The 13,097-nt window shown below is 61.9% G+C and carries 11 protein-coding genes and 1 riboswitch; of the genes, 7 read left to right on the top strand and 4 right to left on the bottom strand.

Annotated features, from left to right (window positions below):
- Positions 1-58: 58 nt before the first annotated feature.
- Positions 59-1,033, bottom strand: coding sequence for an amino acid ABC transporter substrate-binding protein (locus ACXJKE_RS16945; protein WP_457282080.1), 975 nt, complete (start codon positions 1,031-1,033; stop codon positions 59-61).
- Between the two features lie 490 nt (positions 1,034-1,523).
- Between ACXJKE_RS16945 and ACXJKE_RS16940 the strand changes: the two genes are divergently transcribed.
- Positions 1,524-2,036, top strand: coding sequence for a serine O-acetyltransferase (locus tag ACXJKE_RS16940; protein WP_457281764.1), 513 nt, complete (start codon positions 1,524-1,526; stop codon positions 2,034-2,036).
- On the top strand, positions 2,026-3,060 hold the full coding sequence (locus tag ACXJKE_RS16935; protein ID WP_457281763.1) for a glycosyltransferase family 2 protein: 1,035 nt from the start codon (positions 2,026-2,028) through the stop codon (positions 3,058-3,060). The genes ACXJKE_RS16940 and ACXJKE_RS16935 overlap by 11 nt, the downstream gene beginning before the upstream one ends.
- Positions 3,061-3,110: 50 nt before the next feature.
- Here ACXJKE_RS16935 and recQ read toward each other — a convergent pair whose 3' ends face one another.
- Together recQ and ACXJKE_RS16925 are read right to left on the bottom strand one after the other, a co-directional pair.
- Positions 3,111-5,003, bottom strand: coding sequence for a DNA helicase RecQ (recQ, locus tag ACXJKE_RS16930; protein ID WP_457281762.1), 1,893 nt, complete (start codon positions 5,001-5,003; stop codon positions 3,111-3,113).
- A gap of 117 nt (positions 5,004-5,120) precedes the next feature.
- Positions 5,121-5,513: a rhodanese-like domain-containing protein gene (locus tag ACXJKE_RS16925; RefSeq protein ID WP_457281761.1), complete on the bottom strand. Its 393-nt coding sequence runs from the start codon at positions 5,511-5,513 to the stop codon at positions 5,121-5,123.
- A 179-nt stretch (positions 5,514-5,692) separates the two neighbouring features.
- On the opposite strand from ACXJKE_RS16925, the gene ACXJKE_RS16920 reads away from it, so the two are divergent.
- Entirely contained in the window at positions 5,693-6,739 is a 1,047-nt protein-coding gene (locus ACXJKE_RS16920) for a homocysteine S-methyltransferase family protein (protein WP_457281760.1), read from the top strand.
- A 244-nt stretch (positions 6,740-6,983) separates the two neighbouring features.
- Positions 6,984-7,967 (top strand): Bug family tripartite tricarboxylate transporter substrate binding protein, encoded by a 984-nt coding sequence (locus ACXJKE_RS16915; protein WP_457281759.1) that lies wholly within the window; start codon positions 6,984-6,986, stop codon positions 7,965-7,967.
- 70 nt (positions 7,968-8,037) lie between these two features.
- Here ACXJKE_RS16915 and ACXJKE_RS16910 read toward each other — a convergent pair whose 3' ends face one another.
- Complete coding sequence (locus ACXJKE_RS16910; RefSeq protein WP_457281758.1) at positions 8,038-8,646, bottom strand: Crp/Fnr family transcriptional regulator; 609 nt, start codon at positions 8,644-8,646, stop codon at positions 8,038-8,040.
- 93 nt (positions 8,647-8,739) lie between these two features.
- Positions 8,740-8,836, top strand: a riboswitch (S-adenosyl-L-homocysteine riboswitch).
- A 15-nt stretch (positions 8,837-8,851) separates the two neighbouring features.
- Here ACXJKE_RS16910 and metH point away from each other — a divergent pair.
- From metH to ACXJKE_RS16895, 3 genes are all read left to right on the top strand, one after another.
- Positions 8,852-11,671: a methionine synthase gene (metH, locus tag ACXJKE_RS16905; protein ID WP_457281757.1), complete on the top strand. Its 2,820-nt coding sequence runs from the start codon at positions 8,852-8,854 to the stop codon at positions 11,669-11,671.
- Between the two features lie 98 nt (positions 11,672-11,769).
- Positions 11,770-11,952: a hypothetical protein gene (locus tag ACXJKE_RS16900; RefSeq protein ID WP_457281756.1), complete on the top strand. Its 183-nt coding sequence runs from the start codon at positions 11,770-11,772 to the stop codon at positions 11,950-11,952.
- A 301-nt stretch (positions 11,953-12,253) separates the two neighbouring features.
- Positions 12,254-13,054 carry a glycine zipper 2TM domain-containing protein gene (locus tag ACXJKE_RS16895; protein ID WP_457281755.1) on the top strand — a complete coding sequence of 267 codons (801 nt, stop codon included), beginning with the start codon at positions 12,254-12,256 and terminating at the stop codon, positions 13,052-13,054.
- Positions 13,055-13,097: the final 43 nt, after the last annotated feature.

Here is a 13,097-nt window from a genome sequence, read left to right as displayed (position 1 = left end):
GCTCGTCAACGGATGGTTGCGAGCGGCCCGTTGCGTTCAGCGCATCGGAAGGAGTCGTTCAGCGCACCGGCATGGCGTACATCTGGCCGCCTTTATTCCATTGATTGTTTTGGCCGCGCGGCAGTGCCAGGGGCGTTTTGGGGCCGACGTTACGGTCGAAGATTTCACCGTAGTTGCCGACGGCCTTGACGGCGCGAACCAGCCATTCCTTGTCCAGGCCCAGCAGCTTGCCGGTGTCTTCGCCACTACCGGTCAGGCGCATGACCACCGGGTCTTTGCTTTCCTTGGTCATGGCATCGACATTGGCCTGGGTCACGCCATATTCTTCCGCTTCGATCATGCCGTAGATCACCCATTTGACAATGGCGAACCATTCATCGTCACCGCGGCGCACCATGGGGCCCAGCGGCTCCTTGGAGATCAGCTCCGGCAGGATCAGGTGGTCGGCCGGGACTTTGGCTTCCTTGTTGCGCACCGAGGCCAGGCCGGATGCATCCGTGGTGTAGGCCTGGCAACGGCCGGAGAAGTAGGCGGCGTTGACGGCTTCCTGCTTTTCAAACACGACGGGTTTCATGTTGAGGTTGTTGGCCTTGGAGAAGTCCGTCAGGTTTTTTTCCGTGGTGGTTCCGGACTGTACGCAGACGGTGGCGTTTTTCAGCTGCTTGGCGCTTTTGATCTTGCTTTTTACCGGGACCATGAAGCCCTGGCCGTCGTAGTAGGTGACGGCGGTCATGTGCAGGCCCAGAGAGGCGTCGCGCGTCAGCGAGAACGTGGTGTTGCGCGACAGGACATCAACCTCGCCGGACTGCAGGGCGGTAAAGCGCTGCTGGGCGTTCAGGGGAACCCACTTGATCTTGCTGGCGTCGCCCAGCACGCTGGCGGCGACTGCTTTGCAGACATCCACGTCGAGCCCGGTCCAGGCGCCGTTGCTGTCGGCAGAGGAAAACCCCGCCAGCCCGACGTTCACGCCGCAGATGACCTGGCCCCGTGCCTTGATGGCGTCCAGTGTCTTGCCGGCATGGGCAGGTGCCATGGCCGCAACAGTGAGGCCGGCCGCTGCAAGGGCAACAAGTCCATGTTTCTTTACGAGTTTGATCACGAGGATTCTCCAGTCAATAAGTAGGTCGACATCAGCACGAACCATGCCAATGGCGGATGCTAGCCCAACTATGGCGGGTACCTCTCAGGGCAAGCCCTTACTAGGCAAAGGCTAACCGCGGCGAAAGATGCATAACCTTATGCGGGAATCCGGCTGACAGGGAACCCCAATCATCCCCGGCACAATGGCCTTCCGACAGCTTGCTTGCGCCGGTGGTACCGCAGCCAGGCAAGTTCCGGGTGAGTCCATTGGTACGAATCTTGCGCCGCATTTCCGCAAGGGCTGAATTTTCTGCTCCGGCTTTTGTCGGGTTCTGATGGACTTGCCGCGGACTTCATCCCCCAAACCCGAGCGGTCCCCGTTGGAGCCTGCGGCCGGGGGAGGGGTTTCACGTCTTGATGCATGTTACGAAAGCTCAATAACAATGGCTTTTCTTGAAGACTTGCGGGTGGCGCAGGAAGGCGTCTTGTCCTTGGGCTTCTGGGCATTGCAGGTGTACCGGTTGGGGCACCTGCGCTACCGGTTTCAGTCCAGGTTGGTGCGTTATCCGCTGGGTGCCGTGCACTTGGTGCTGGCCAAACTGGCTGAAATGTTTTGCGGCGTCACGATTGGCGTCTCGGCCCAAATTGGGCGGCGCCTGGTGATTGAGCATTCCGGTGCGATTGTGGTGCATGGCCGGGCCGTGATCGGGGACGACTGCATCATCCGCCAGGGCGTCACCATCGGCAACCAGCGTATCGACAGGCCGCTCGAGGCGCCGCACATCGGCAACCGCGTCAATATCGGCGCCGGCGCGAAGATCCTGGGGGCTGTACGGATCGGGGACGACGTCGACATTGGCGCCAATGCCGTGGTGATCACCGACGTCCCCGCCGGAGCCCTTGCCGTGGGTGTGCCGGCCCGCATTATTTTGAGGAGCCGTGACGATGCTTCCTGAAGCCAGCGAAACGCCTTGCACGGTCAGCATCGTCATCAAGGCCCTGAATGAAGAAAAGCGCATCGTGGCCGCGGTGGAAAGTGCACTGGCGGCCGTCCGGATGGTTGGTGGCGAGGTCGTGCTGGCCGATTCCTGTTCCAGCGACCGCACCGTGGCGCTGGCGTCTGCCTATCCCATCCGTATCGTGCAGCTGGCACGTGCCAATGAGCGCTGCTGCGGCATCGGCCCGCAGCTGGGTTACCAGCATTCGGCAGGCGAATTTGTGTACATCCTGGATGGCGACATGGAAATGCTGCCCGGGTTTTTGCCGCAGGCGCTGGCCTTCATGCAGGCTCACCCCGACGTGGCCGGCGTGGGAGGGCAGGTCGTTGAAATGAACACCAGCAGCCTGGAATACGTGGCGCGCGTGGAGCGCGGTTTGGGTCATATGCAGGCGGGCATGGTGGACCGGCTGGACATGGGCGGCCTGTATCGCAGAGCTGCGGTGGAGCAGGCCGGGTATTTTTCAGACCGCAACCTGCACAGCTATGAAGAGTTTGATCTGGCCATGCGCCTGCATGCCCGGGGCTGGAAGCTGTGGCGCCTGGGCACCGATTCCGTGCGGCACCATGGCCACGATGCGCCTCCCTATCAATTGCTGGTGCGCCGCTGGCGCAGCCGCTACATCTGCGGCCTGGGCGAAGTGCTGCGCGCGGCCTGGGGTGAGTCGCACCTGGGGCTGGTGCTAACGCGGGTGCGCGAGTTGCGGCTGTATGTCGCCGTGCTTGCGTGGTGGGCAGTGTTGCTTGCCGTTCTGGTGGTTCCCATGCCGTGGACAGCGCGCATCGGAGCCTTCTCCGGCATTGCAGCAGCACCCGTCCTGTTGATGGCATGGCGAAAACGCAGCGCCACCAAAGCCGTGTTCTCGGTCGTGTCGTGGTGCTTTAACGCCGCTGGCCTGGTACGCGGGTTGTTGACACCGCAGCGCCCTGCGCGGGCTGCCATAGACAGCGTCGAAATCCGCAATACGTCTGGCGCAACTTAAGCGGCCGGGCTGCCGGCACCGCACGGGAATCGGCCATCGGAAGCGAGGGCCTAATCCGCCCCGGCGCAGACGCGCAGCACTTCGGCCCCGTAGGCCTCGAGTTTTTTGACGCCGATACCACTGATGCCTTCGAGATCGGCAATGCCTTGCGGCGCGCGTTCCGCAATGGCACGCAAGGTTGCATCATGAAAGATCACGAAGGCCGGCAGGTTGTGTTCGCGGGCGACTTCGGCGCGCCAGGCTTTCAGGCGGGCCAGGCGCTCCAGTGCACCGGCATTGAGCGAGGCTTCGGCCATGCCTTTGGCGGAGGTTTTGGTGCCTTTTTTGGAACTGCCTTTGCGCCGTTCACCGGCGCCGGCCGACTGCTCGCGCAGCATCACGCTGACTTCGCCTTTGAGCACCTGGCGTGCATCAGGCAACAGCTGCAACGTGTTGAACGCATCGGGGTCGACCCGCACCATGCCCTTGGCGATCAATTGGCGTAACACGCCACGCCACTGCACTTCGGACAGGTCGGCGCCAATGCCGAAGGTGCTGAGCTTGTCGTGGCCGTACTGCAATACTTTTTCGGTCGCCTTGCCGCGCAGGATGTCCATCAGGTGGCCTGCACCAAAGCTGATGCCGCTGGCCTGCTGCACGCGGTAAATGCAACTGAGCATCTTGCGTGCGGCTTCGGTCGCGTCCCATACCACCGGCGGCTGCAGGCAGTTGTCGCAGTTACCGCAAGGCTGACTGTCTTCGCCGAAGTAATGCAGCAGGCTGACACGCCGGCAACGCGTGTCTTCAGCCAGCGTCAACAAGGCATCGAGCTTGCCGCGCATGACCTGCTTGAACTCTTCGCTGGCGGCTTCGCTGGTGTCTATCATGCGGCGCTGGTTCACCACGTCCTGCAGGCCGTACGTCATCCAGGCGTTGGCGGGGAGGCCGTCGCGGCCGGCACGGCCTGTTTCCTGGTAATAGCCTTCGATGTTTTTCGGCATGTCCAGGTGCGCGACAAAACGCACGTCAGGTTTGTCGATGCCCATGCCGAAGGCAATCGTTGCGACCATCACTGTGCCTTCCTCGCGCAGGAAGCGGTCTTGCCGCTGCTGGCGCAGGGCACTGTCCAGACCCGCGTGGTAGGCCATGGCCTTGAGGCCGGCGTCCTGCAGGGCCTCGGCAATTTCCTCCACGCGTTTGCGTGACTGGCAATACACAATGCCGGCTTCTCCGGCATGTTCGCTTTCAATGAATCGCAGCAGCTGGCGCGTGGCGTCGGTTTTTTCGACGATGGTGTAGCGGATGTTCGGCCGGTCAAAGCTGCTGACGAATGCGCATGCGTCTTCCAGCTTGAGCCGCTCGATCATGTCCTGCCGTGTCAGCGCATCCGCGGTCGCCGTCAGCGCGATACGCGGCACGTTCGGGAAGGTTTCGTGCAGCAGGCTCAATGACCGGTATTCGGGCCGGAAGTCGTGACCCCACTGGCTCACGCAATGCGCTTCGTCAATCGCAAACAGGCTGAGCAGGCCGCGTTCATGCAGGGAGCCGAGCAGGCCTTTCATGCGCGGGGTGTTGATGCGCTCGGGCGCGGCGTAAAGCAGCGTCAGCTCGTTGCGCAGCAATTGCTTTTCAAGCTGGCTGCTTTCTTCAAAGCTTTGTGTCGAGTTTAAAAATGCGGCGGACACGCCGGCCTCATGCAGGGCGCCCACCTGGTCATGCATCAGCGCAATCAGCGGCGAGATCACCACCGTGACCCCGTGGCCGGCGTTTTGCCGCACGATGGCCGGGATCTGGTAGCACAGTGATTTGCCTCCGCCGGTGGGCATCAGTACCAGGGCATCGCCGCCGCGAACTACATGGTCCACGATGGCCTCCTGCGGGCCGCGGAAGCTGTCGTAGCCAAAAACCCGGCTGAGCACGTCCAGGGGTGTCGGCAAAGGCGCAGAAATGGGCAGTGAAGACAAGGTGTTAAGCCGGAAAGTCGGAGTGGTGAAAATGAGCGCTATGAAAATAGGAGCTGCTTGCGCAAGATCCATAAGGGCTGGAGGCCTGTTTGATACATAAATAGCGGGGAAAACCGGCTACATCTGCTCCCAGGGCAGGCCGTCAAAGCGCCAGCCGGAAAGGGTGGAGCGCTGGAACTGTTCGTCGAGCTCACCTTCAAAGCCGTGCACCACATGCTGCACATCAGAGAAGCCGGCTGCTTCCAGTGCCTTGCCGGCGTCCAGCGTGCGTTTGCCGGAGCGGCAGATCAGCAGCACCGGCTGCGCCTTGCCGGCGGCCTCGCGCGCCACGGCGTCGGCGAACTTTTGCGGGTCCGGCTGCAGGTCGGGGTATTCGTACCACGGTACGTTGACCACGCCCGGTGGGCGGCCCACATACAGCGACTCGATCTCCATGCGCACGTCCACGAACAGCGCGTCGGGATGCGCCTGCAACCAGGTCCAGGCTTCTTTGGGTTGAAAGTTTTTCATGTTCAGGGCAATACCCCTATTGTCGTCTAACGCCCCACGCTTTTCACTTCGTGTAATGCGCTGCCCCCCAAGGGGGCGCTGCGCCTGCGGCCCGGCAAAGCCGGTTCCGCAGCCCCTGCTGGTTGAAGAGAACCCATCGAAGTCTGCTGAAAAAGCTGCCGCGCCTTAAAATCGAGGCCATGAAGCCAATCATCTACACACGCGGCCAACAACTGCCGGCCATCCTGGAACAGCGTATCGCCATCCTCGACGGTGCGATGGGCACCATGATCCAGCGCTTCAAGCTCAACGAGGCCCAGTACCGCGGCGAACGCTTCAAGGACTTCCACAAGGACGTGAAGGGCAACAACGAGTTGTTGAGCCTGACGCGCCCCGACGTGATCCAGGACATCCATGAGGGCTACCTGGCTGCGGGCGCCGACATGATTGAAACCAATACCTTCGGCGCGACTACCGTGGCGCAGGCCGACTACGACATGGCCGACCTGGCCGTCGAGATGAATTACGAGTCGGCCCGCATCGCCCGTGCCGCGTGCGACAAGTTTTCAACACCCGACAAGCCGCGTTTTGTCGTCGGCGCCCTCGGCCCCACGCCGAAGACGGCCAGCATCAGCCCCGACGTGAACGATCCGGGCGCGCGCAACACCAGCTTCGAGGAGTTGCGCAAGGCCTATTACGAACAGACGGAGGCGCTGGTCAAGGGCGGCAGCGACGTGCTGCTGGTCGAGACCATCTTCGACACGCTCAATGCCAAGGCGGCGCTGTTTGCCATTGACGAATACTTCGACAACTCCGGCGAGCGCCTGCCCCTGATCATCAGCGGCACCGTGACCGACGCTTCGGGCCGCATCCTGAGCGGGCAAACCGTGACGGCCTTCTGGCACAGTGTGCGCCATGCCGCACCACTGGCAGTCGGCCTCAACTGCGCACTGGGCGCCACCCTGATGCGCCCCTACATCCAGGAGCTGGCCCGCGTGGCCGGCGACACCTTCATCAGCTGCTACCCCAATGCCGGCCTGCCCAACCCCATGAGCGACACCGGCTTTGACGAAACACCCGACGTGACGTCCCGCCTGCTGCGCGAGTTTGCCGAGGAAGGCCTTGTCAACATCGTGGGCGGTTGCTGCGGCACCACTCCGGATCACATAGGTGCCATCGCCCATGCGGTTGCGCCGGTCGCCAGCCGCTCCCTGCAGCGCGGCGCCTTCTACAAAGAGGCCGCCTGAGGGCAGCGCTGCCCCGTATCACTTCCGGGTGATGCCGTCGGGTGGCCGAAAAAGCCGGTTCTCTGATGCGCGTGTACTTAATAAGTATGCATATGAGATGACGTGCCCGGCGATGTCCCGAAAAGTCATATTTCGCGGCTATAGTCAGGCCCCTTTGCCGAACCCTGTTTTCATTCTCCGGCGCTGCGCCCTGCAGCGTTGATGGTTCGGCAAAACAACGCAACACAACACAACCAAGGAAATCATGAAGGTGGGTTTATTCATCAAGGCCGCAGCGGCATTCACGTTGGCGATGACGGCTTTCGCAGGCCATGCACAACTGTCGCCCCAAAAACCGGTGACGATCGTCGTGCCCTATCCAGCCGGCGGCCCGCTGGACAACGCTGCGCGCATCCTGGCCGAGAAGCTGCGTCCCCTGCTCAAAACCGAAGTCACGGTTGACAACCGGCCGGGGTCCGGCGGAAACGTGGGTGCGGCCCTCGTCGCCAAGGCGCCTGCAGACGGCCATACGCTGGTGATGGGGGCGGTGGCCACCCATGCCATCAACCCATGGCTCTACCCGAACATGCCCTACGACGCATTGAAGGACTTCACGCCCATCACGTTGGTGGCGCGGGTGCCGAACGTGCTGGTCATGAATGCCGAGACGGCCAGGCGGCTGAAAATCAAGGACACCAAGGACCTGATTGCCTACGCACGCAAGAATCCCGGCCGGCTGAACTATGCCTCCGGCGGCAATGGAAGCGCCGGCCACCTCGCGGGCGAGCTGTTTAAAAGCCTGGCCAAGATCAGCGTGGTGCACCTGCCTTCCAGCGGCTCGGCCCAGGCGCAGGCTGGCCTGCTGTCCGGCCAGACCGACCTGATGTTCGACAACCTGGCCTCTGCCAGCGCCAACATCAAGTCGGGCAAGCTGGTCGCTTTTGGCGTGACCACCATCAACCGCTCCAGCAGCTTCACGGAAATTCCGACCATCAATGACGTGTTGCCCGGCTTTCACATCAGCACCTGGTTCGGCATCTTTGGCCCGGCCAACCTCCCCAAAGCCACGGCAGACCAGCTGCAGAGGGCATTCGCCGACGCGCTCAACACGCCCGATACCGCAGAAAAGTTTGCACGCATGAGCGCGACCCCCAGCCCCATGAGCTCTGCCGACTTTGCCTACATGGTGATGAAAGAGCACGCCGATTATGGACGCCTGATCAAGGTCGCCAAAATCAAGCTCGACTAAATCGAAAGGGCGGAAAGGGCGGAAAGGGCGGCTAGCCTGGCGCCTTCCCCGCTTTTCTGCCAGACGGAAATCAGCCCGGCATCAGCCGGTCGATTTCCTGCTGCATGGCTTGTACCAGCTGGCTGTACATCTTGAGTTTTTCGCTGGTGTCGCGCAGCCGTTCGGCGATGCGCAGCGAAACGGCAAACATCAGTTTGGCCGCAGTCACCGGTTGCTCTTCCCCCATTTTTTCAAGCGCTGCGCGCGACAGCACGGCGCAGCTCACGTCGCTGCTGGCAGTGCATGACGCCAGCCGCGCCTGGCCGTCGACCAGGCCCATTTCGCCGATCAGGCTGCCGGGGCCCAGCACCGTGATGGTGACCGGCGTGCGGCGGCTGACCACAATGCTTTCGACAGTGACTTCGCCTTCGAGCAGCAGCACCATATAACCGGTATCGCTCTTGTCGCCTTCGCGGATGAAGGTCGTTCCCTCGGAAATCCTGCGCGGCGTCATGTAGCTGACGACAGTGAAAGCCTCTTCGGGCGTGAGCTGCATCAGGGCGGTTGGTGCAATCAGCAGCCTGGCGGCAAGCTCGGCCGTGCTGGAGCCCTCAATGGCCCGCATGCGGTCTTTGGGACGCATGGACTCGGGCGCATCGGGCGTTCCCCGCTGTTTTCTGCCGAACAGGTTTTCAAACATGGTGGCTCCGGCTATCCCCTGGACTTTTGTTGGTATCTCTTGCCATTGGTGCAAGGATATGGCGCGGGCGGCGTTCAGCCCTTAAAATGATGGTAACCCAAGGAGCGTTGCAGCGAACACAAGCGTTCGTCAGGCTTGGGTTACAGGCGGCGGCTTCCGGCGGCCCCTGCGGCAACGACGCTCACCTTTGCCTCAAGGTGAGTCCGTGTCTGAAACTGAATCTTTACCCAATGTTCCCCCCATGAAGCTGTCCGGCCTGGAGCCGGTCGCCATCGGCGCGGGCACGCTGTTTGTCAATATTGGCGAACGCACCAACGTCACCGGCTCCAAGGCCTTCGCCCGCATGATCCTCAACGGTGAATACGAGCAGGCGCTGGCCGTGGCCCGCCAGCAGGTCGAAAACGGCGCCCAGATCATCGATATCAACATGGACGAGGCCATGCTGGACAGCCAGGCCGCCATGGTGCGCTTCCTGAACCTGATCGCCAGTGAGCCCGACATCGCGCGTGTGCCCATCATGATCGACAGCTCCAAGTGGAGCGTCATCGAAGCCGGCCTGCGCTGCATCCAGGGCAAGGGAATCGTCAACTCGATCTCGATGAAAGAGGGTCTGGAGCCCTTCAAGCAGCAGGCCAAGCTGCTCAAGCGCTACGGCGCGGCAGCGGTGGTGATGGCTTTTGATGAAAAAGGCCAGGCCGACACCTATGAGCGCAAAGTCGAAATCTGCGAGCGCGCCTACCGCGTGCTGGTCGACGAGCTGGACTTTCCGCCCGAAGACATCATCTTCGACCCGAACATTTTCGCGATCGCCACCGGCATCGAAGAGCACAACAACTACGCGGTCGATTTCATCAACGCCACGCGCTGGATCAAGCAGAACCTGCCGGGCGCCAAGGTCTCTGGCGGCGTGTCCAACGTGTCCTTCAGCTTTCGCGGCAACGACCCGGTGCGTGAAGCCATCCACACCGTGTTCCTGTACCACGCGATCCAGGCGGGCATGGACATGGGCATCGTCAACGCCGGCATGGTCGGCGTGTACGACGACCTGGACCCTGTGCTGCGCGAGCGCGTCGAAGACGTGGTGCTCAACCGCACACCGGTCTACAAGCCGGGCGAGCCTGAGCTCACGCCCAGCGAACGCCTGATTGAAGTGGCCGAGACTGCCAGGAGCGGCGCCAAGGACGACAGCAAGAAGAATGAATGGCGTGCCCTGCCGGTGCGCCAGCGCCTGTCGCATGCGCTGGTCCACGGCATGAACGAGCACATCGTGACTGACACCGAAGAGGTCTACCAGGAGATCCTTGCGGAGGGCGGCCGGCCGCTGCACGTCATCGAAGGCCCGCTGATGGACGGCATGAACATCGTCGGTGACCTGTTCGGCCAGGGCAAGATGTTTTTGCCCCAGGTCGTCAAAAGCGCCCGTGTGATGAAGCAGGCCGTGGCGCACCTGCTGCCCTACATCGAAGCCGAAAAGCTGCTGCTCGAAGCCGCCGGCGGTGACGTCAAGACCAAAGGCAAGATCATCATCGCCACGGTCAAGGGTGATGTGCACGACATTGGCAAGAACATCGTGACGGTGGTCTTGCAGTGCAACAACTTTGAAGTCGTCAACATGGGCGTGATGGTGCCCTGCCATGAAATATTGGCGCGCGCCAAGGTTGAAGGCGCCGACATCGTCGGGCTGTCGGGTCTCATCACCCCCAGCCTGGAAGAAATGCAGTATGTGGCCGCCGAGATGCAAAAGGACGATCATTTCCGCATCAAGAAGATTCCGCTGCTGATAGGCGGCGCCACCACCAGCCGCGTGCACACGGCCGTCAAGATCTCCCCGCACTACGAAGGCCCGGTGGTGTATGTGCCCGATGCGTCACGAAGCGTGAGCGTGGCGCAAAGCCTGCTGTCCGACCAGGCCGCCAGATACATCGAAGAGCTGTATACCGACTACGACAAGGTACGCACCCAGCACGCCAACAAAAAGCAGGTACCGATGTGGCCGCTGGCCAAGGCCCGCGCCAATCCCACGTCAATGGACTGGGCCCACTACACACCGCCCGTGCCCAAGTTCATTGGCCGCCGCGTGTTCAAGAACTTCGACCTGTCGGAGCTGGCCCAGTACATCGACTGGGGTCCTTTCTTCCAGACCTGGGACCTGGCCGGAGCCTTCCCGGCCATTTTGAAAGACGAGGTGGTGGGCACCGAGGCTGTGCGCGTGTACGCCGACGCGCAGCGCATGCTCAAGCGCCTGATCGAAGGCCGCTGGCTCACCGCCAACGGCGTGATGGCGCTGTACCCCGCCAACAGCGTGGGCGACGACATCGAGATCTACACCGACGAGTCGCGCAGCGAAGTGGCCATGACCTGGTACGGCCTGCGCCAGCAAACCGAAAAAACCGCAATTGACGGCGTGATGCGCCCCAGCCGTTGCCTGGCTGATTTTGTCGCACCCAAGGTACTTGCTCCTGAATTGATAGCTGCTCGCGCTGAATATGCGGGCGCTGCGGGCAAAAACATCTCAAAAATTCCGGACTACATCGGTCTTTTTGCCGTCACGGCAGGCATTGGCGCCGAGAAAAAGGAAAAGTACTTCCTGGATGACCACGACGATTATTCGTCCATCATGCTCAAGGCGCTGGCTGACCGCCTGGCCGAAGCGTTTGCCGAAAGCCTGCACCAGCGCGTACGCAAGGATTTGTGGGGCTATGTGCCGGCCGAGTCACTGGACAGCGAAGCCTTGATCGCCGAAAAATACCAGGGCATACGCCCGGCGCCAGGTTATCCGGCCTGCCCGGACCACAGCGTCAAGAAAGAAATGTTCGAGTTGCTCAAGGCCGAAGAGGTCGGCATGGCGCTGACCGAAAGCCTGGCCATGACACCGGCGGCCAGTGTGAGCGGCTTTTATCTGAGCCACCCGCAAAGCGCCTACTTCAACGTCGGCAAGATCGGCGACGACCAGCTGCAGGACCTGGCCAAGCGGCGCGGCCTGAAGGCCGGCGAGTTGCAGCGCCTGCTGGCACCGAATCTTTAAGAGCCACTAATGAAACTCGAAGCGCTGCTGCAGGGATCAGGCGCCACGATCGGCGGCTTTTGCAATAGTGGTACATGCCTTAAAAAATGAGGTGGCAGATGGACAAGCAGCTTAAAGAGTACCTTGCGATCGTGTGGAAGAAGAATTCAGACGAGCCGGGCGTGCATGAAACGTTCTACGCACATAGCTATGAAGAAGTAGAGACAATGCTTGCAGAAAAGTACGGCGACGAGACAATAGTTTCCCTTACCGATGTTGAGGCCGCTGCCCGGCCACGTTAAGGTCGATGTCATTGGGGCAAATGGGAGTGATACGGGATTCACTTCCACCGAAAACCCTCTTGGCGTTGTGCGCCGCCTTCCGCGGACCGCTTCGCTGGATTCTGTGGGCGTCTCCAGGAACAACAGGCCGCGTTACCGTTGCAATTCGCGTTTACGGCGACTTTGCCGGAAAATAACCTGCGTTTACATAAATACACAGCCGCCTGCCAAAGCGTGTTTACCTTCGCGGCATGGGAAACGTTGAACAACCATAGATGAACTCCCGCCACGGGACCGATTGATTTCACCAGAGGGAATTGCCATGAACACATCCACCGAAACTCTTCAGCCGGGCCAGCAGGCCCCGTCGGCCAGCAAGCCCTTGTGGGCCGCCGTCGGCATACTGGGAGTGGCCGTTCTGGCCATGGGCGGCACCATGATTTACCAGATGCGCAACCCGGTCACGGCGACGCCGGTGGCACTCGCAGCACCGCAAGCCGCGCCGCTAGTGGCGCCGCCCATGGCCGCGGCCAGCAATGCGGCGGACGACATGGCTGAAAAGCCGGTTGCCGCACCCGCCAAGCCCGCGCCCGTGCCGACCAAGAAAGTGGTCAAGCCGACACCAAAACCGGCACCCGCCCCGAGTTATGCGGGTATTTCGCCCGCGCCGGCTCCTTATCCTGCACCGGTCGCCGTAGCACCGGCGCCTGTGTGCCATGTGTGCGGCGCGGTGGAATCGGTGACGCCGGTTGAGCGCTCCACCAAGCCGGCCGGCCCTGGCGTAGGTGCTGTGGCGGGTGGCGTGCTGGGCGCCGTGCTCGGTAACCAGGTCGGCCATGGTGGTGGGCGTACGGCAGCCACCATCCTGGGTGCGGTGGGTGGCGGTTTCGCTGGCAACGCCATCGAAGGGCATGTTCGCAAGGAAACGGTTTACCAGGTCGGCGTGCGCATGGAAGACGGTTCTCACCGCCTGGTAGAAGTTGCCCAAGCTCCCAGTGTTGGCAGCCGCGTGACGGTGGAAGGGGCGACCTTGCGGACCCAGGACGGCGCCAGTTACGGCCCCAAACCGCCGCCGGCCCCCGTGGTCACGCAGCAGCAGTCTCCCGGCTACAGCAACCGCTGATCTAGTCAGAGACCGGAAGGCGCGCAAGCTTTAGTGCGCCTGC

This window comes from Polaromonas sp. P5_D5 (assembly GCF_054049435.1).
The sequence above is the reverse complement of the archived record's forward strand: the minus strand, read 5'-3'. Positions and strand labels throughout refer to the sequence as shown.